This window comes from Nocardia sp. NRRL WC-3656 (genome assembly GCF_000720265.1).
Taxonomy (GTDB): Bacteria; Actinomycetota; Actinomycetes; order Mycobacteriales; family Mycobacteriaceae; genus Nocardia; species Nocardia nova.
In genome coordinates, this window is sequence record NZ_JOJF01000019.1 from 131,293 (window position 1) to 153,389 (window position 22,097).

Sequence of the window (22,097 nt, forward strand, 5' to 3'; positions counted from 1 at the left end):
TTGGACCGGCTGGATTTCGGCGGAAACGGCGAAGCTGGCGGCGAGGTAACGCCCGCGGCAGTATCCGGGGATCAACTGTTCCCGCTGTCGCCGGCGCAGCTCGGAATCTGGTATGCCCAGCACCTGGACCCCCAGGTGCCGATCACGATCGCCCAGTACGTCGACCTGGACGGTGACGTCGACGTCGAGGTGCTCTCGCGCGCCAGCCTGGATGCGTCCCACGAGCTGGGCTCCGGTTTCGTGCGCATCGTCGAACGCGACGGCGAGCCGCTGCAGTACGTCGACCACACCCTCGGCGACACCGACGGCGTCGAGCACATCGATCTGCGCGATGCCGCCGATCCGGAAGCGGCCGCGCACGAGTGGATGCGCGCCGACTACGGCCGCCCGCTGAACATCATCACCGACCGCCTGGTCCGCTCGGCCGCGCTGCAGCTCACCCACGACCGCTGGTTCTGGTACTCGCGTGCCCATCACATCGTGCTCGACGGCTTCGGCGCGGTAAACCAGGTCAACCGGATCGCCGAGCGCTACACCGCCTATCGCAACGGCGTCGAGCCCGCCGCGTTGAAGGCCTCCGACCTGCGCGACCTGGTCGAATCCGAATTCGCCTACCGCGACAGCACCCGTTTCGAGAGCGATAAGCAGTACTGGGCCGAGCGTGTGGCCGGCCTGGAGGAGGGCACCAGCCTCACCGGCCGCAATGCCGCCCCGGCCCCGCTGAACGACGTGGTCGGCGCCGCTCTGTCCGACGATCGCAACGACCTGCTCGCCGAAGCCGTTCGTCGCCACGACTCCTCGCCGGCCGCCCTGCTGATCGCGGGTTTCGCCGCCTATCTGGCGCAGTGGACCGACGCCGAGGACGTCATTCTGAGCCTTCCGGTCACCGCGCGCACCACCGCGGTGATGCGGCGTTCCGGCGGCGCCACCTCGAACATCGTCCCGCTGCGCCTGCACATCGGCCACGACACCACCGTCACCGACCTGCTGAAGTCGGTGCAGGTGGAGGTGTCGGGCGCGCTGCGTCACCAGCGGTACCGGCACGAGGACATTCGCCGTGACAGTGCCGCCGCCGGCCGGGAATCGGGCAGCGGCGACGGAGTGGTGACCAAGGAGTTCTTCGGCCCCTGGGTCAACATCATGTTGTTCCAGGACGAGCTGGTACTCGGCAGCACGCCGGGCCGCTTGCATGTGCTCTCCACCGGTTCCATCGAGGATCTCGGCGTCAACTTCTATCAGACCGAGGGCGGCGCGCGGTCCCGGATCGACTTCGAGACCAACCCGAACCTCTACACCGAAGACGAAGCGCGCCACCATCATTCGCGCTTCCTCGAATTCTTCGACCGGTTCCTGCAGGCGGATGCGCAGGAGCGGCTGTGGGGTCTGCCGATCACCACGGCCGTCGAGCGGGCCGAAACCGTCACCGGCTGGAACCGCTCCGTCCACGAGGTGCCGACCACCACGCTGCCGGCCCTGCTGGACGCCGCGATCGCGCGCACGCCCGGCCGGACCGCCATCGACTTCCAGGGGCAGACGCTGACCTACGCCGAATTCGGCGCCCGGGTCAACCGCCTGGCGCGGACCCTGATTGCCGACGGTGTGGGCCCGGAATCGCTGGTGGCACTGGGCATGCGGCGTTCGCTGGATCTGGTCGTCGGCATGCACGCGGTGCTGAAGGCCGGTGGCGCGTACGTGCCGATCGATCCGGATCATCCGGTCGAGCGCACCGCCTACATCCTCGACAGCGCGGGCCCGGTGTGCGTGCTGACCAGTTCCACCGACGAGGTGGACCTGCCGGATTCGGTGCGGCAGGTACAGATCGACACGCTCGACACCACCGGTGTGTCCGATGCGCCGATCACCGACGCCGACCGGCTCGCGCCGCTGCGCGCGGACAACACCGCCTACGTCATCTACACCTCCGGTTCGACCGGCCGGCCCAAGGGCGTGGCGGTCACCCACCACGCCATCGTCAATCAGCAGCTGTGGATGCTGCACGAATACGGCCTGACCGAGGCCGACGTCTATCTGCAGAAGACCGCCACCACCTTCGACGTCTCGCTGTGGGGTTACTTCCTGCCGCTGATGGTCGGCGCGAAACTGGTGGTCGCCGATCCGGACGGGCATCGCGATCCGGTCTACGTCGCGCAGATGATCGAGCGGCACGCGGTGACCGTCACCGACTTCGTGCCGTCGATGCTGACGGTTTTCGCCTCGCACGCCAGCGCGGGTCAATGTGATTCGCTGCGTGCGGTTTTCGTCATCGGTGAGGCGCTGCCGCCGGAGACCGCCGCGATGTTCCGGGCGATCAACCCGGACGCCGGCCTGCACAACCTCTACGGCCCCACCGAGGCCGCGGTCTCGGTGACCTACTGGGAGGCCACCGCAGCCGACACCACCACCGTTCCGATCGGTATCCCGGAATGGAATGTCGATGTCTACGTGCTGGATTCGCGGTTGCGTCCGGCCGCGATCGGCGCCCCGAGTGAGCTGTATCTGGGTGGACGGCAGTTGGCCCGCGGATACCGCGGCCGGCCCGATCTGACCTCGGATCGGTTCGTCGCCAATCCCTTCTCGAGCACCGGCGAGCGCATGTACCGCACCGGTGACCTGGTGCGCTGGGGCCGGCAGGCCGACGGGACCGGTGTGCTGGAGTACATCGGCCGTACCGACTTCCAGGTCAAGTTCCGCGGCCAGCGCATCGAGCTCGGCGAGATCGAAACCGATCTGCTGGCGCATCCGGCGGTCAGCCAGGCCGTCGTGCTGGTGGTCGACACCGCGACCGGTCAGCAGCTGGTCGCGTATGTCGTTCCGGCGCCGGGATATTCGATCGATTCGGCGGATCTCACCCGGTTCGTGGCCGAGAAGCTGCCCAGCTACATGGTGCCCGCCGCGATCATGGTGCTGGACGCGTTCCCGCTCAACACCTCCGGCAAGCTGGATCGCAAAGCGCTGCCCGAACCCGTGTTCAGCGCCGATGCGACCGGTTACCGCGCCCCCCGCACGCAGGCCGAGGAGATCGTCGCCGGCGTCTTCGCCGACGTACTGAGCCAGCCCCGGGTCGGCGTGGACGACAACTTCTTCGACCTCGGCGGCAACTCGTTGGTGGCGACCCAGGTCGTCGCGCGCATCTCCGCCGCCTTCGGCGTGCAGCTGGGTGTGCGTGCGCTGTTCGAGACGCCCACCGTGGCGGGTATCGCGGCCCGGGCCGACGCCGCGGCCGAACACGGCGCCGACGGCGAATTCGCGGCGCGTCCGCCGCTGGTCGCGCAGCATCGCCCGGACCGGGTTCCGCTGTCGCTGGCACAGCAGCGGATGTGGTTCATCAACCAGTTCGACCCCGCCGCTCCCACGTACAACCTGCCCTTCGTGGTGCGGCTGAGCGGCACCGTCGACATCGACGCGCTGCAGACCGCGCTGCGCGACGTGGTGGAGCGGCAGGAATCGCTGCGCACCATCTTCCCCGAGTCCGGCGCCGGCGGCTATCAGTTCGTTATTCCGGCCGAACAGGTCGACCTGGGTATCGAGGTGGAGCCGATCGACGCGGCGGATCTGCACGAGGCACTGGCGGCCTTCGCGTCCGCCGGATTCGATGTGTCTCGGGAACTGCCGATCCGGGTGCGGATATTCGAGATCTCCGCCGGCCGCGACAATGGAACGCGGGACTTCGCGGTCGCTTTCGTCGTTCACCACATCGCCGCGGACGGATTCTCCTTCGGTCCCCTGGCCCGCGACGTCGCGGCCGCATATCTGGCGCGTGCGGCCGGTTCGGCCCCCGCCTGGTCACCGCTGCCGGTTCAGTACCAGGACTACAGCCTCTGGCAGCGGGAACTGCTCGGCTCGGAGGCCGATCCGGATTCCATCGCCGCCCGCGAAATCGGGTATTGGCGAGAGGCTTTGGGCGGTCTGCCGGATCAGCTGGAATTGCCCGCCGATCGCCCGCGGCCGCCGGTGCAGAGCTTCCGCGGCCGCCGGGTCGATTTCGCCATCGACGCCGAATTGCATGGGCAATTGGTCGAACTGGCCCGGGCCCACGGCGTCAGCCTGTTCATGGTCATGCACGCCTCGCTGGCCGTTCTGCTGGCCCGGTTGTCGGGTACCAGCGATATCGCTGTCGGCACGCCGGTCGCCGGTCGCGGTGAACAGGCGCTCGACGACCTGATCGGCATGTTCGTCAACACGCTGGTGTTGCGTTCCGAGGTCGAGGGCAGCATCGCGTTCAGCGAATTCCTGGCGCAGACCCGGGAAGTCGACCTCGCCGGATTCGCGCACGTCAACGTGCCGTTCGAACGACTGGTCGAGGTGCTGAACCCGACCCGCTCGCAGGCGCGGCATCCGTTGTTCCAGGTGATGCTGTCGTTCCAGGAGATGTCGCACGCCACGTTGGAACTGCCCGGATTGTCGGTGACCGCCGACGAACTGGACGTCGACATCGCCAAATTCGACCTGCAGTGGACCATCACCGAGGAGCGTTCCGGCTCCGGTGCGCCCGCCGGGATGGTGGCGGAGGTCTCCTACGCCACCGATCTGTTCGACGCGCCGACCGTCGCCGAATTCACCGAACGCTATCTGCGGATCCTGAAATCTGTTGCCGCGCACCCGGATACGGCGGTCCGTGAGATCGATCTGCTCGACGATGCCGAACGGGTCACGGTGCTCTCGGGCTGGAACGAGACCGCGCACGGAGTTTCGGCTCCGACGGTGCTGGATCTGTTCGCCGAGCAGGTTCGGCAGCGGCCCGACGAGCTCGCGGTGCTGTTCGACGGCGGCATGCGCGAGGACGTCGGGGAGCCGATCGAGCTCACCTACGCCGAATTCGACGCGCGCGTCAATCGTTTGGCTCGCAAGCTGATCGACCTCGGCGTGGGACCGGAATCACTGGTCGGCGTCGGTATCCGGCGTTCGGTGGATATGCTCGTCGCGATCTACGCGGTGATGACCGCCGGTGGTGGGTATGTGCCCCTGGACCCCGACCATCCGGCCGAGCGCACCGACTACGTGCTGGCCTCCTCGGGCCCGGTCTGCCTGCTGACGACCACCGACGACGGGGTCGCCGCGAGCGACATCCCGGTGATCGCCGTCGACACCGTCGACCTGGACGACTATCCGCCGACCCCGGTCGGCGATGCCGATCGACTCGCCCCGCTGCGGCCGAGCAATACCGCATACGTGCTCTACACCTCCGGCTCCACCGGACGTCCGAAGGGTGTCGCGGTCGCACATGCCGCCGTGGTGAACCAGATCGCCTGGATCACCGCGCAATACCGCATGGGACCGGCCGATGTGGTGCTGCAGAAGACCCCGGTGACCTTCGACGTGTCGGTCTGGGAGTTGTTCGGCCCGCTGGCGGTCGGTGCGAAGATGCTCATCGCGGCACCGGACGGGCATCGCGATCCGATGTATCTGTCGGAGATCATCGGCCGTCATCGGGTCACGATGACGTCGTTCGTGCCGTCGATGCTGTCGGTCTTCGTCGGTGCCGCACTTCCGGCCGAATGCGCTTCGCTGCGTGCCGTTCTCGTCGCCGGAGAGGCGCTGCCGCCGGCGACGGTGACCGCGTTCCGGCAGTTCTCCACCGCCGCGCTGCACAACCTGTACGGCCCGACCGAATTCACCGTGCACGCGACCGCATGGCACCTGGACACCGTCGCCCCCACCACGGTGCCCATCGGCCGCCCGGTGTGGAACACGCGCGCCTACGTACTCGACCAGGGTCTGTCTCCCGTTCCGGTCGGGGTGCCCGGTGAGCTGTACCTCGGCGGGGTGCAGGTCGCGCGCGGCTATCACGGCCGCCCCGACCTGACCGCCGATCGATTCGTAGCCGACCCGTTCGGCCCGCCCGGATCACGGCTGTACCGCACCGGTGACCTGGTCCGCTGGACCGAACCGGACGCACCCGAGGTCGGCCGCGCGGGCGTGCTGGAATACATCGGCCGCACCGACTTCCAGGTGAAGTTCCGCGGTCAGCGCATCGAACTCGGGGAGATCGAGGCCGCGCTCACCGAGCATCCGGCGGTCAACCAGGCAGTGGTCCTCGTCCTGGACACCGTCGCCGGTGATCAGCTCGTCGGTTACGCGGTCACCCCGGCCGGGCCGGTCGACATCGACAGCATCAAGGCTTCGCTGCACCGGCGGCTGCCGGCGTACATGGTGCCCTCGGCGATCGTGGTGCTCGACGCGCTGCCGCTGAACCCGTCCGGCAAGCTGGACCGCAAAGCGTTGCCCGCGCCGGTGTTCGAGGTGCGCGAATTCCGCACTCCGGCAACTCCGATCGAGGAGATCGTCGCCCAGACCTTCGGCGAGGTTCTGGGCGTGGCCCGGGTCGGCGCGGACGACGACTTCTTCGACCTCGGCGGCAATTCGCTGATCGCCACCCAGGTGGCCTCGCGCTTGGGCAACGCGCTCGACACTCGCGTCCCGTTGCGCATGCTGTTCGAGGCGAGCACCGTGGCCGCGCTGGCCGCGCGAGTGGAATCGCATGCGGGCGACGGTGCGCGCAAGTCGCTGGTGGCCCGGGAACGCCCCGAACAGGTGCCGTTGTCGCTCGCACAGCAGCGGCTGTGGTTCCTCAACCGCTACGACACCTCCTCGGCGGTCAACAACATCCCGGTCGCCATGCGGCTGTCGGGTGAACTGGACGTGGCCGCGCTGCAGGTCGCGGTCATCGACGTGATCGACCGTCACGAATCGCTGCGCACAGTGTTCCCGGAGACCGGCAGTGCGCCGGTGCAGGTGGTGCTCGATGCCGCGCAGATCGTGCCGGACCTGACCCCGGTGCCGGTGACCGAGCACAATCTCATCGACCACCTGGTCGAACTGGCCTCCATGTCGTTCGACGTGACCAACGAAGTGCCGTTGCACGCCCGGCTCTTCGAGATCAGCGAGACCGAGTACGTGCTCGGCATGGTGGTGCACCACATCTCCGCCGACGGCTGGTCGATGCATCCGCTGGCCCGCGACGTGATGGTCGCCTACGCCGCGCGCACCAACTGGGAGCAGCCGGCCTGGACCGAGCTGCCGGTGCAGTACGCCGACTACGCGCTGTGGCAGCGCGAGGTGCTGGGTTCCGAGGACGATCCGAACTCGTTGATCTCCAACCAGATTCGGTACTGGACCCGCGAACTGGCCGATCTGCCCGACGAACTGGTGCTGCCCGCCGACCGGCCGCGTCCGGCGGTGGCGACGTATCGCGGTGGCACCTATTCGTTCGTCATCTCGCCGGAAACCCAGCGGCGACTGGCCGACCTCGGCCGCAGGTACAACGCCTCGCCGTTCATGGTGGTGCACGGCGCGCTGGCGATCCTGCTGGCGCGGCTGTCGGGTACCTCCGATATCGCGATCGGCACCCCGGTCGCCGGTCGCGGTGAGGCCGCGCTCGACGATCTGATCGGCATGTTCGTCAACACGCTGGTGTTGCGCACGAACGTCGACGGCGCAATGACCTTCGCCGAACTGCTGGCCCAGGCCCGCAATACCGATCTGCAGGCCTTCGCCCATGCCGACGTGCCGTTCGAGCGGCTGGTCGAGGTGCTCAACCCGGCCCGTTCGCAGGCCCGGCATCCGCTGTTCCAGGTGATGCTGGCCTTCCAGAACATCCGTCACGCCAGCCTGGAGCTGCCCGGCCTGTCGGTCAACGGCATCGACTACGACGCCCGGCTGGCGAAATTCGACCTGCAGCTCACCCTGCAGGAGGCGCCGGACGCCGAAGGGGCGGCGGCGGGTATGTCCGCCGAGTTCTCCTATGCGCTCGACCTTTTCGACGAGCCGACGATCGCCGGATTCGCCAAGCGGCTGGACCGGGTGCTGGCCGCGGTGGTGGCCGATCCGGACCGCCCCATCGGTGATATCGCGCTGATCGACGCGCTCGAGGCCGATCGGGAACTGCGCGAGTGGAACTACACCTCGCGCGAGATCGGTTCCGCGACACTGCTTCCCGAGCTGTTCGCCGAGGCCGCCCGCACCCACGCGGATGCGGTCGCGGTGGTGGACCGCGAGGCCGGCGAGACCCTGACCTACGCCGAATTCGGTGCCCGCGTGCGCCGGTTGGCGCGGCGGCTGGTCGAGGCGGGCGTGGGCCCCGAGGCGCCGGTGGCGCTGGGACTGCGCCGCTCGACGGACCTGGTGGTCGCCATGTACGCGGTGCTCGAGGCCGGCGGCGGCTATGTGCCGCTGGACCTGGATCAGCCCGCCGACCGCATCGGCTACGTCCTCGACACCGCCGAACCGGTCTGCGTACTGACCACGTCGGCGAACGCGGCCGACGTCGAGGCCGGTGACCGGACGGTCCTGTGCCTGGACGAACTGGACCTCGCGGACTACTCCGACGAGCCGCTGACCGATGCGGACCGTCTCGCCCCGCTGCGCCCGTCGAATCCGGCGTACACGATCTTCACCTCCGGCTCGACCGGCCGCCCGAAGGGCGTGACCGTCCCGCATTCCGCGGTGGTGAACCAGATCCGCTGGATCACCGGCGAATACGGCATCGGCGCCGACGATGTGGTGCTGTTCAAGACGCCCGCCACCTTCGACGTCTCGGTGTGGGAGTTGTTCGCCCCGCTGTCGGTCGGTGGCCGGATGGTCGTGGCCACTCCCGACGGGCATCGCGATCCGCGTTACCTCGCCGATGTGGTCGCCGCCGAACAGGTCACCATGACCTCGTTCGTGCCCTCGATGCTCACCGTCTTCTCCGGTGCGGTCGACAGTTCCGCGCTGGCGTCGCTGCGGGCGTTGTTCGTCGCCGGTGAGGCCTTCACCTCCGATGCCGTCGAGGCGTTCCGCCGGGTCGGCACGGCACAGCTGTACAACCTGTACGGCCCCACCGAATTCACCGTGCACGCCACCCACGCCGGGGTGGCCGACGGCGTCCGCGGCGCGGTGCCGATCGGTTTGCCGGTGTGGAACGCGCAGGCCTACGTGCTGGACGCGCGACTGCATCCGGTGCCGCCGGGTGTCGCGGGTGAGCTGTATCTGGCCGGCGATCAGCTGGCCCGCGGTTATCTCGGCCGTGCCGACCTGACCGCCGACCGCTTCGTCGCGAATCCGTTCGCCGACTACGGCTCCCGGATGTACCGCACCGGTGACCTGGTGCGCCGCGGCGCCGACGGTGCGATCGTGTACCTGGGCCGCACCGACTTCCAGGTGAAGGTGCGCGGTCTGCGCATCGAGCTCGGGGAGATCGAATCCGCCCTCGTCGCACACGAATCCGTGGCCCAGGCGGTCGCGGTGGTGCGTTCGGACGCGCGCCTGGGCGATCAGCTCGTCGCCTACGTGGTGCCGGCCGGCGGCGTGGTGGACGTCGAGGTGCTGCGCGCACATCTGGCGCAGCTGCTGCCGTCGTACATGATTCCGGCCGCAATCGTCACGCTCGACGCGATGCCGCTGAACCCGAACGGCAAATTGGACCGGCGCGCGCTGCCGGAGCCGGTGTTCGCGGCCCGCGAATTCCGGGCGCCGTCCACGCCGGTCGAGGAGATCGTCGCGGCGACCTTCGCCGACGTACTCGGCCTGGACACCAGCGAGCGTCCGGTCGGTGTGGACGACGACTTCTTCGATCTGGGCGGCAACTCGCTGATCGCCACCCAAGTGGTGGCGCGGCTGAGCGCCGCGCTGAACGCCGAGGTCGGCGTGCGCACGGTCTTCGAGGCGCCCACGGTGGCCGGCTTGGCCGCGCGCGTCGAATCCCAGGTGGGATCCGGTGTGCGCCAGGCACTGACGCCTCGCACGCGCCCGGAGTTCCCGCCGCTGTCGCTGGCACAGCAGCGGATGTGGTTCCTCAACCGCTTCGACACCGATTCGGCGACCAACAACATCCCGGCCGCGGTGCGGCTGACCGGCGAACTCGATATCGACGCGCTGCGTACCGCGATCGCGGACGTGGTGGCCCGGCACGAATCGCTGCGCACGATCTACCCCTCCCACGAGGGCCTGGCCTACCAGCAGATCCTGCCCTCGACCCGCGCCGTGCCCGACCTGGACGTGGTCGATACGACCGAGGCGGATCTGCTCGACGCGCTGACCGAATTCGTCGGCCGCGGTTTCGACGTGACCGCGGTGCCGCCGACCCGGTTGCGGCTGTACCGCGTCGGCGAGGCCGATCATGTGCTGGTCGTGGTGGTTCACCACATCGCCACCGACGGCTTCTCGATGACTCCGCTGGTGCGCGATCTGATGACCGCCTACCTGGCCCGCACCGCGGGATCGGAGCCCGGCTGGGCGCCGCTGCCCGTGCAGTACGCGGATTACGCGCTGTGGCAACGGGAATCGCTGGGCTCGGAGGACGATCCGCGGTCGGTCATCTCCGAACAACTCGGTTACTGGCACAACGCGCTCAACGGCCTGCCCGACGAATTGCGGCTGTCGGCCCGCCCGCGTCCGGCCGTCGCCACCTACGAGGCCGGGACCTACCGCTTCCGGGTGCCGGGTGAGCTCGTCGACGGGCTGAGCCGGGTCGCCCAGGGACAGCAGAGCACGCTGTTCATGGTGGTGCACGGCGCCTTCGCCGCGTTGCTGGCGCGGTTGAGCGGCACCGACGATATCGCCGTGGGTATTCCGGTCGCCGGTCGCGGTGAGCGAGCCCTCGACGACCTGGTCGGCATGTTCGTCAACACCCTGGTCCTGCGCGCCCAGGTCGACCCGGGCGCGCGGTTCACCGAACTGCTGGCCCAGGTCCGCGAGCGCGACCTGTCGGCCTTCGCCCACGCCGACGTGCCGTTCGAGCGCCTGGTCGAGGTGCTCAACCCGGCCCGTTCGCAGGCCCGGCACCCGCTGTTCCAGGTGATGCTGTCCTTCCAGAACCTCGGCCGCACCGCCCTGGAACTGCCCGGGCTGACGGTCGCCGAACTCGGAATCGACGCGCAGACGGCGAAATTCGACCTGCAGCTGACGTTGAGCGAGGGGCCGGTCGGCGCCGGGGCCGCCGGCGGTACCGGTGCGGACGCCGCGATGGACGCCGAGCTGGTCTTCGCGACCGATCTGTTCGACGAGGCGTTCGCCGAATCGTTCGCCCGTCGCTTCCTGCGCGTGCTGCAGGCCGTGGCCGCCGATCCGTCGGTCGCCGTGGGCGCCCTGCCGGTTCTCGACGCCACCGAACACGCTCTGGTGCTGCGGCATTGGAACGACACCGAATTCCCCATCGACGCCGCCCTGCCGACGGTGTCCGACGATGCCGCCGCGACGCTGGTCTCGCTGTTCGAGGCCCAGGTCGCGCGCACCCCGGACGCGACCGCGGTGATCTTCGAGGGGACGAGTCTGTCCTATGCCGAGTTCGCCGCCCGCGTGCGCCGGCTCGCCCGCTGGCTCGTCGACCAGGGGGTCGGACCCGAGTCGCTGGTCGCGCTGGGTATGCGACGCTCGATCGATCTGGTGGTCGGCATGTACGCCGTGGCCGCCGCCGGTGGCGCCTACGTGCCGCTGGATCCGGACCATCCGGCCGAGCGCACCGACTACATCCTGGACACCGCCCGCCCGGTCTGCGTGTTGACCTCGGGTGCCGGTCTGCGCGAAAACGTCTCCACCGCAAGCGATATCGCGCCTGAGGTGCGTATCGACCGGCTCGAGCTGTCCGGATATTCGGACGCGCCGCTCACCGATGCCGACCGGACCGCGCCGCTGCGTCCGGGCAATACCGCCTACGTGATCTTCACCTCCGGTTCCACCGGCCGTCCGAAGGGCGTGGCCGTTCCGCACACCGCGATCGTGAACCGCCTGGTGTGGATGCACGCCCAGTACGGCCTGGCCGCCGACGACGTGGTGCTGCAGAAGACCCCGGCCACCTTCGACGTGTCGGTGTGGGAGTTCTTCTGGCCCTTGCAGGTCGGCGCGCGCCTGGTGGTGGCCCGGCCGGACGGCCATCGCGATCCGGCCTATCTCGCCGAGGTCATCGTGCGCGAGGGCGTGACGGTCACCCACTTCGTGCCGTCCATGCTCGCGGTCTTCATCGCCGAGCCGGCCGCGGCCGAATGCACCGGTCTGCGCAACGTCTTCGCCTCGGGTGAGGCGCTGCCCGGCACCACCGCGCAGCAGTTGCGCCGCCTGACCGGCGCTCGCCTGCACAACCTCTACGGCCCGACCGAAGCCGCGGTCGACGTCACCTACCACGAGGTCGTCGACGCGGACGTGGCGTCGGTGCCGATCGGTGCGCCGGTGTTCAACACCCAGGTCTACGTGCTGGACGCGCGGCTGCAGCCGGTTCCGGTGGGTGTCGCGGGTGAGCTGTATCTTGCGGGCGCCCAGCTGGCGCGCGGATATGTGGCCCGGCCGGATCTGTCCGCGGACCGCTTCGTGGCCAATCCGTTCGGTGGCGGTGCGCGCATGTACCGCACCGGCGACCTGGTGGTCTGGACCGAAGCCGGTGAGCTCGAGTATCTGGGCCGCACCGACTTCCAGGTGAAGGTGCGCGGCCTGCGCATCGAGCTGGGTGAGATCGAATCCGCGCTGACCGCCGTCGCATCGGTGGGTCAGGCCGTGGTGGTGGTGCGCTCCGACGATCGCACGGGCGACCAGCTGGTCGCCTACCTGATCGCCGCGCCGGGCGCCGAGATCGCGGTGGACGCCGTGAAATCCGCACTGGCCGAACAGCTTCCGGCGTACATGGTGCCGGCGGCCTTCGTGGTGCTCGACAGCTTCCCGCTCAACGCCTCCGGCAAGTTGGATCGCAAGGCGCTGCCGGCGCCGACGTTCGCGGCCAAGGTGTTCCGCGCGCCCAGCACCTCGGTGGAACAGTCCGTCGCCGATGTGATCGCCGAGATCCTCGGCCTGGACCGGGTGGGCCTGGACGACGACTTCTTCGAACTGGGCGGCAACTCGCTGCTCGCCACCCAGGTCGCGGCCCGGCTGGGCGCGGCGCTCGACACCGAGGTCGGGGTCCGCACCCTGTTCGAGGCCTCCACGGTGGCGGCCCTGGCCGCGCGTCTGGAAACCCAAGCGGGACAGGGCGGGCGGCTCGCGCTGACCGCGCAGCCGCGGCCCGAACCCGTCGCGCTGCCGGACGGTGAGACCGCGCAGCTGGTGCCGCTCTCCCCGGCCCAGCAGCGGATGTGGTTCCTCAACCGGTTCGACAACCGCACCGCGGTGAACAACATCCCGGTCGCTATCCGGCTGACCGGCGCGCTGGACCGCGAGGCGTTCGCCGCGGCCGTGCGTGACGTGGTCGCGCGGCACGAATCGCTGCGCACCGTATACCCGGAGGTGGCCGGTGACGGTTACCAGCGGGTGCTGTCCGCGCATGCCGCCGGTGTCGAACTCGCCGTCGAATCGGTGGACGCCGGCGAATTGCCCTCGCGCGTGGCGGAATTGGTCAACGTCTTCTTCGACGTGACAGCCGAGGTTCCGTTCCGGGCCACCCTGCTCGAGCTCGGCCCGCGCGACCACGTGGTCGTGCTGGTCATGCACCACATCGCCGGGGACGGCTTCTCGCTGCGCCCGCTGCTGCGCGATGTGGTCGCCGCCTACTCCGAGCGCTCGCGCGGCGAGTCCCCGCAGTGGGCGCCGCTGCCGGTGCAGTACGCCGACTACGCGCTGTGGCAGCGCGAGGTGCTCGGCGCCGAGGACGACCCGGAATCGGTCGCCGCCCGCCAGATCGCCTACTGGTCCGAACAACTGCGCGATCTGCCCGAGCAGATCGAACTGCCGGCCGATCGCCCGCGCCCGGAGATCGCCACCAATGCCGGTGCGACACACGAGTTCTCGATCGACGCCGATCTGCACGCGCGGCTCACCGACTACGCGCGCGCTCACGGCGTGACGCTGTTCATGCTGATGCACGCGGCCCTGGCCACCTGGGCGGCGCGGTTGTCGGGCAGTACCGACATCGCCATCGGCACGCCGATCGCGGGCCGCGGTGAACGCGCGCTCGACGATCTGATCGGCATGTTCGTCAACACGCTGGTGCTGCGCACTCCGGTGCGCCCGGACGCGACGTTCGCCGAACTGCTCACCGAGGTGCGCCGGACCGACCTGGCGGCCTTCGCCAACGCCGACGTGCCGTTCGAGCGGCTGGTCGACGTGCTCAGCCCGGTGCGTTCCCAGGCGCATCACCCGCTGTTCCAGGTGGCGTTGACCTTCGAGGCCACCGGACAGCGCGACGCCACCACGGCCGCCCTGCCCGGCCTGGATCTCGCGGTCGTCGACGCCGATCCGGGAATGGCGAAATTCGATATTCAGCTGACCGTCGGCGACGCCGCCGACGGCGCCGGGCTGGCGCTGTCGTGGACCTACGCCACCGATCTGTTCGATCCCGAGACCGTCGCCGCCTTCTCCGACCGCCTGCTGCGGATCCTGCGCAGCGTCACCGAGGGCAGCTCCACCGCGGACAGTGTCACCGAGGCCGTGGCCGCCGCCACGGTGGTGGGCGATATCGATCTGCTCGGCGAGGGCGAACGGCTGGACGTCTCGCAGCGCTGGGTCTCGGCGGGTGCGGACGGCGGCACCGGACGGTTCGCGGACCGGGCCGTGACGCTGTCGGATCTGTTCGACGCCGCGGTCGCCGAGCACGGCGACCGGGTGGCGGCGAAGTTCGGCGCCGATCAGCTCACCTACGAGGAGCTGGATCGGCGCGCGAACCAGTTGGCGCGCAGGCTGATCGCCGACGGCGCCGGCCCCGAGACATTGGTCGCGGTGGTGCTGCCGCGCTCGCTGGATCTGGTCGTGGCTCTGCTGGCGGTCGTGAAGTCCGGCGCGGGTTATGTGCCGATCGATCCGAGCTATCCGGCCGAACGCATCGCCTACGTGCTCGCGGATTCGCGTCCGGCCGGGGTGATCGTGGACGGCAGCACCGAGGTGGAGCTGCCGGCCGGCCTGCCGACCGTGCTGATGGACGGATTCGGCGCGGAGACACCGGAATTGGTGGACGCGGGCGAGGGCCCGATCACCGATGCCGATCGCAACGCCCCGCTGTCGGCGAGCAATATCGCCTACGTCATCTACACCTCCGGCTCGACCGGCCGCCCCAAGGGCGTGGCGGTCGCGCACCGCAACGTCGTGCGGCTGTTCGCCAATACCGATCGCGAATTCGGCTTCGGCGCCGAGGACGTGTGGACGATGTTCCACTCCTTCGCCTTCGACTTCTCGGTGTGGGAGATCTGGGGCCCGCTGCTGTTCGGCGGCACGCTGGTCGTGGTCGACTACTACACCTCGCGCTCGCCCGAGCAGTTCCTGGAACTGCTGCGCCGCGAACGGGTGACGGTGCTCAACCAGACCCCGTCGGCGTTCTATCAGCTGGCCGAGGCCGATCGCCTGGCCGGTGGGCAGCCGCTGGCCCTGCGCTACGTGGTCTTCGGCGGTGAGGCGCTCGAGCTGCGCCGGCTCGCGGACTGGGTGGCCCGCCACGGCGACACCGCGCCGCGACTGGTCAACATGTACGGCATCACCGAGACCACGGTGCACGTCTCGCACCGGGTGCTCGATGCCGAAACCATCGCCGCGGCAACGGGTTCGGTGGTCGGCCGGGCCATCGCCGGACTGCGGGTGTACGTCCTCGACGACCGGCTGCATCCGGTTCCGGTCGGCGTCGCCGGCGAGATGTATGTCGCCGGTCCGCAATTGGCGCGCGGCTACCTGGGCCGCCCGGATCTGACCGCCGCCCGCTTCGTCGCCGATCCGCTGGGCGAGCCCGGCACGCTGCTGTACCGCTCCGGTGACGTGGCGCGCTGGAACCGCTTCGGGGAACTGGAATATCTGGGCCGCGCCGACGACCAGGTCAAGGTGCGCGGCTTCCGCATCGAACTCGGCGAGATCGAGGCCGCGGTGCTGGCGCAGCCCGGGATCGCGCAGGCCGCCGTCGTCGTGCGCGAGGACCAGCCGGGCGACCAGCGCATCGTCGCCTATGTGGTGCCCCCGGCCGGTCGGACCGAACCGGCGCTGGACGTCGTGCGCGACGGTGCGGCCGAACGGCTGCCCGCGTACATGGTGCCCTCGGCGTTCGTGGTGCTGGACCGCATTCCGCTGACCGTCAACGGCAAACTGGACCGGCGCGCCCTGCCCGCCCCCGCGGTGCAGTCGCGCGCCTTCCGGGCCGCGGAGACCCCGGTGCAGGAGATCGTGGCCGCGGTCTTCGCCGAGGTGCTCGACGTGGAACGGGTCGGGCTCGACGACGACTTCTTCGAACTCGGCGGCAACTCGCTCATCGCCACCCGCGTCGTCTCCCGCGTCGGGGCGGCGCTGGGGACGACGGTGGGTGTGCGCGCGCTGTTCGAGGCCTCGACCGTGGAGTCGCTGGCCGCACGGCTGGAAACCCACACCGGCGGCGAGGCGCGCCCGCGCCTGATCGCGCGCCCGCGTGCCGCCGCGGAACCGGTGCCGCTGTCGTTCGCGCAGCAGCGCATGTGGTTCCTGAACCAGTACGACACCTCCTCGGCGGCCTACAACCTGCCGCTGGTGGTCCGGCTGTCCGGTGAACTCGACACGGCCGCACTGGAATTGGCCGTCTTCGACGTGGTGCGCCGGCACGAGTCGCTGCGCACTCGCTATCCGGAGCACGGCGGCACGCCGATGCAACTGGTTGTGCCGGCCGAGCAGATCGTGCTGGATCTGCGCGCCTACCCGGTCTCGGACGCCGATCTGACCACCGCGGTGACGGATTTCGCCTCCGCGGGATTCGATGTCGCCGAACAGGTTCCGCTGCGCGCCCGGTTGTTCCAGGTGCACAGCGACGAACACGTGCTGGTCGTGGTCGTGCACCACATCGCCGCGGACGGGTTCTCGATGACCCCGCTGGCGCGTGACGTGATGACCGCCTACACCGCCCGCACCCAGGGCAGCGCCCCCGGCTGGGCGCCGCTCGAGGTGCAGTACGCCGATTTCGCGATCTGGCAGCGCGAGGTGCTGGGCTCGGAGGACGATCCGCAGTCGCTGCTGGCCCGCCAGGTCGGCTACTGGCAGCGCTCGCTGTCCGGAATTCCGGAAGAGCTGGCCCTGCCCGCCGACCGCCCGCGCCCGGCGATCGCCTCGCTGCGCGGCGCCGAACTGCATCGCACCCTGACGCCGGAACTCATCGGCGCGCTGGAAGGCGTTGCGCGCGAACAGGGTTCGTCGCTGTTCATGGTGATGCACGCGGCCCTGGCGGTGCTGCTGGGACATCTGTCGGGCACCGACGACATCGCCGTCGGCACCCCGATCGCCGGCCGCGGTGAGGCCGCGCTCGACGATCTGGTCGGCATGTTCGTCAACACCCTGGTGTTGCGGACCGGCATCGACCCCGACGAGTCGTTCACCGGACTGCTGGAGCGGGTCCGCCACACCGACCTCGAGGCCTTCGGCAATGCCGACGTGCCGTTCGAGCGGCTGGTGGAACTGCTGGCGCCGGAGCGCTCGCAGGCCCGCAACCCGCTGTTCCAGGTGATGCTGGCCTTCCAGAACCTCGACCGCGCGAGCCTCGAGCTGCCGGGCCTGACCGTCTCCACGGTCGAGCGGGAGGAGAACATCGCCCGCTTCGACCTGCAGTTCACGCTGTCGGAACGGGTCGGCGACGCCGACGGCGCGGCCGCCAACGGCATGGCGTTGAACCTCGTCTACGCCACCGATTTGTTCGACGAGCAGACCGCCTCCGAGATCGCCGATCGCTGGATCCGGGTGCTGCGGGCGGTCGCCACCGATCCGCGCATCGCCGTCGGCGCGGTCGACATCCTCGAGGCCTCCGAGCGCGCCGACCTGCTCGCGCGCACGGGCGGCCCGGCGATCGCGGCGTCGACCCTGCCGCAGATGCTGGCCGAGGCCGCGACCCGCGACCCGCAGGCTCCCGCGGTGATCGCCGACGGGCGCACCCTCACCTACCGCGAACTCGACGAGCGGTCGAATCGCCTGGCGCGCTTGCTGATCGAGCGCGGGATCGGGACCGAGGACCTGGTCGCGGTGGCCGTACCGCGCTCGGCCGAGAGCTATCTGGCCGAATGGGCGGTGACCAAGTCGGGTGCGGCGTTCGTGCCGATCGACCCCGCGTACCCGGCCGACCGCATCGATCACATGGTCACCGATTCGGGTTCGCCCGTCGGCCTGACCGTGGCCGCGGTGCGCGACGATCTGCCGGAGTCGGTGGACTGGCTGGTTCTCGACGAGATCGAACTCGACGGCTACGACGCCGCCGCGATCACCGACGCTGACCGGGTCCGCCCGCTGCGCGTCGACCATCCGGCCTACGTCATCTACACCTCCGGTTCCACCGGTGTGCCCAAGGGCGTGGTGGTCACCCACGCCGGTCTGGCGAACTTCCGCGCCGAGCAGAACGAGCGCTACCGGCTCGACTCCGATTCGCGCGCACTGCATTTCGCCTCGCCCAGCTTCGACGCCTCGATCCTGGAATTCCTGCTCGCCGTCGGTGCGGGCGGTGCGCTGGTCGTGGTGCCGCCGGGTACCTACGGCGGCAGCGAACTCGGTGAGCTGATCGCCCGCGAGGGCGTCACCCACGCCCTGATCACCCCGTCGGTGCTGGCCACCCTCGATCCCGCCGATCTGGCCGGGATGCGGGTCGTCATCGCCGGTGGTGAGGCGGTTACCGCCGAACAGGTCGCCAAGTGGTCGGTGACCCCCGACGGGTCGCCGCGCCGGTTTCACAACGCCTACGGTCCGACCGAGGCGACCATCGCCACCAACATCAGCGATCCGCTGGCCGCGGGCGATCCGGTCACCATCGGCGGTCCGATCCGCGGTATGCAGTCGCTGGTCCTCGACGCCCGGTTGCGGCCGGTTCCGGTGGGTGTCGCGGGTGAGCTGTATCTGTCCGGTGTGCAGCTGGCCCGCGGCTATCACGCGCGGGCGAGCCTGACCGCCGAGCGCTTCGTGGCCAACCCCTACGAGCCCGGACAGCGGATGTACCGCACCGGTGACGTGGTGCGGTGGAACCACACCGGTGAGGTCGAATACGTCGGCCGCTCCGACTTCCAGGTCAAGGTGCGCGGCTTCCGCATCGAACTGGGCGAGATCGACGCGGCGCTCACCGCCCACGACGCCGTGGACTTCGCGGTGACCGTGGGCCACACCCGCGGCGCGGGCGCCACCTCGCTGGTGTCGTATGTCGTCGCGGTCCCGGGTGAGCCGATCGATGTCGCCGATGTGACGGCCCATCTGGAACAGCGGCTGCCCGGCTACATGGTGCCCTCGTCGATCATGGTCATCGACCGGGTGCCGCTGACCCCGGCCGGCAAGCTGGATCGCAAGGCGCTGCCGGAGCCGGAGTTCGCCACCGATACCGCCTTCCGCGCGCCGCGGACGCCGGTCGAGCAGGCCATCGCCGAGGTGTTCGCCGAGGTGCTGGGCATCGAGCGCGTCGGCATCGACGATTCGTTCTTCGCACTGGGTGGTGACTCGATCGTCTCCATTCAGCTGGTGTCGCGGGCCAAGGCGCGCGGTGTGGTGTTCAGTCCGCGCGCCGTGTTCGAACAGCGCACCGTGTCCGGACTGGCGATGGTCGCCGAATCCGCTGCCGGACAGGGCGATTCGGTGCCCGTGCTGGCCGAGCTGCCGGGTGGCGGCGTCGGCACCATGCCGCTGACTCCGGTGGCCCGGTTCATGGTGGAGCGGTCCGGTTCGTTCGGCCGGTTCCATCAGGCGCTGGCCCTGGAACTGCCGATCGGCATCGACCGGGCCGGATTGCTCGCCACCGTCGCCGCCGTCGTGGACCGCCACGACATGCTGCGGGCGCGGCTGCGCCGGCATGCGGGTGCGGAATGGATCGTGGAGACCGCCGCACCGGGCGCCGTCGATATCGCATCACTGCTCGATCACACCGAATTCGACGCCGCCGCAACCGATTCGGAGCTTTTCGAGATCGCGACCGCGGCCCTGGACGCGAGCCTGGACCGGCTCGATCCGGAGGCCGGGGTGGTCGTGCGCTTCGCCTGGCTGGAGCCCTCGGCCGCCGAGCGGACCGGACGCCTGATCGTGGTCGCCCACCACCTCGTCATCGACGGTGTGTCCTGGCGCATCCTGGTGCCCGACTTCGTCACCGCCTGGGGACAGCTCTCGGCCGGACAGACGCCGGAGCTGGCCGCACCGCCGACCAGCATGCGCACCTGGTCGCATGCGCTCGAGCGGGCGGCCGCCGAGCGCGACGACGAACTCGACTGGTGGCGTGCGGTCGTCGACGGTCCGGATCCGCTGCTCACCGAGCGGCCGTTCGATCCCGCCGTCGATGTGGCCGGGGTCGCGGGGAAGGTCGAGGTCGAGGTCTCGCCCGAGGTCACCAAGGCCCTGCTGACCGCCGTGCCGGCGCTCTACCACGGTGGAATCAACGACGGCCTGCTGGCCGCGCTGGTGCTGGCCGTCGCGAAATGGCGTGCCGCGCACGCCGGTTCGGACGAGCGGGCCGACAGTGCGCTGGTGCGCCTCGAGGGCCACGGCCGCGAAGAGGATGTCGTGCCGGGCGCGGATCTGTCCCGCACGGTCGGCTGGTTCACCGCGATTTTCCCGGTCCGCTTCGACCTGTCAGGGCTCGACATCGACGCGGCGCTGACCGGTGGCCCGGCGATGGGCCGGTTCGTGAAGGCGGTCAAGGAACAGCTGCTGGCCGTGCCCGACAAGGGCCTCGGCTACGGCATGCTGCGCTACCTGAACCCGCGTACCGCCGACCGGCTGCCCGAGCAGATGCCGGGCCAGGTCAGCTTCAACTACCTGGGCCGGATCTCCGACAACGCGGTGCCCGAGGCGCTGCGCGGCTTCGGCTGGATTCCCGCCCCGGAACTCGGCGAACTGGCCGGCGACTACGACGCCGATATGCCGGCGATGGCGCCGCTGGACATCAACGCCATCGTGGTCGGCGACCGGCTGACCGCGCGGATCGGTTATCCGACCACGCTGCTCGACGCCGACGACGTGCGCGAATTCGGGCAGCTGTGGACGCGGGCGCTGGAAGCCGTTGCGCGGCACGCGGAATCGGCCGGTGCGGGTGGGCACACCCCGTCGGACTTCCCGCTGGTGCGCGTCGACCAGAGCGATATCGACGGCTGGGAGCGGCGCTTCGGCGAGATCTCGCAGGTGTGGCCGCTGTCCTCGCTGCAGGCCGGTCTGCTGTTCCACGCCGAACTGGCCGCCGCCTCCGTTGACGTCTACACCGGTCAGGCCGTCCTCGATCTCACCGGTCGCGTCGATCCGGCCCGGTTGCGCAGTGCCGCACAGGCTCTGATCGATCGGTACGAGACGCTGCGCACGGCCTTCGTCACCGACGCACAGGGCCATCCGGTGCAGGTCGTGCTGGACGGCGTGCGGGCGGCCTGGGCCGAACACGACCGCCGCGAGACCGGCGAGGCCGACGATCTGATCGAGGCCGACCGGACCCGCCGCTTCGACCTGGCCGCGCCGCCGCTGATCCGGTTCACCCTGATCCGGGTGGCCGAGCAGCGCTGGTCGCTGGTCGTCTCGAACCACCACATCCTGCTCGACGGCTGGTCGATGCCGCTGCTCATGCGGGATCTGCTGGTGCTCTACGCCACGCACGCCGACTCCGGCGCGCTGCCCGCGGTGCGCTCCTACCGGCACTTCCTGGAATGGGTTGCCCAGCAGGATCATTCGGCCTCGCTGGCGGCGTGGACCGATGCCCTCGCCGGCATCTCCGAGCCGACCCTGCTGGCGCGCCCCGACGCCGGTCGCGAGATCACCGCGCTGTCGGACGAGTACGTCTTCGAACTCGACACCGCGCAGACCGCGCGGCTGACCGAATTCGCCGCGCGCCTCGGCGTCACGGCCAACACGGTGCTGCAGACGGCCTGGGGCATCGTGCTGGGCCGCATGACGGGCCGTGACGACGTGGTGTTCGGCACCACCGTCTCGGGCCGCCCGCCGGAGCTGGCCGGGGTCGAATCCATGGTCGGCCTGTTCATCAACACCGTGCCGGTGCGCGTCCGCCTGGATGCCGCCGAATCCGCCGAGCAGCTGCTCGCCCGGGTGCAGGGCGAGCAGGCGGATCTGCTCGATCACCACTACCTCGGCCTGGCCGATATCCAGGACGCGATCGGCGTCGGCGGACTGTTCGACACCCTGGTGGTGTTCGAGTCCTATCCGGTGGATGCCGAGGGCATTCAGCGTCAGGCCGCCGATATCGACGGTATGGCGGTGGCCGGACTCGAGGCCACCGACGCCACCCACTATCCGCTGAGCCTGATCGCCTCGCTGGG

Annotated in this window: 1 protein-coding gene (running past one end of the window); it reads left to right on the forward strand. The window is 69.8% G+C overall.

Translation table 11 applies throughout. From position 1 onward, the window contains the following. Nucleotides 1–22,097, forward strand: partial view of a non-ribosomal peptide synthase/polyketide synthase gene (locus IG65_RS0123735; protein WP_030517159.1) — the 5' portion only. 21,946 nt of this gene lie beyond the right edge of the window; only the first 22,097 of its 44,043 coding nucleotides appear in the window; it begins with the start codon at nt 1–3; its stop codon lies off the right edge, out of view.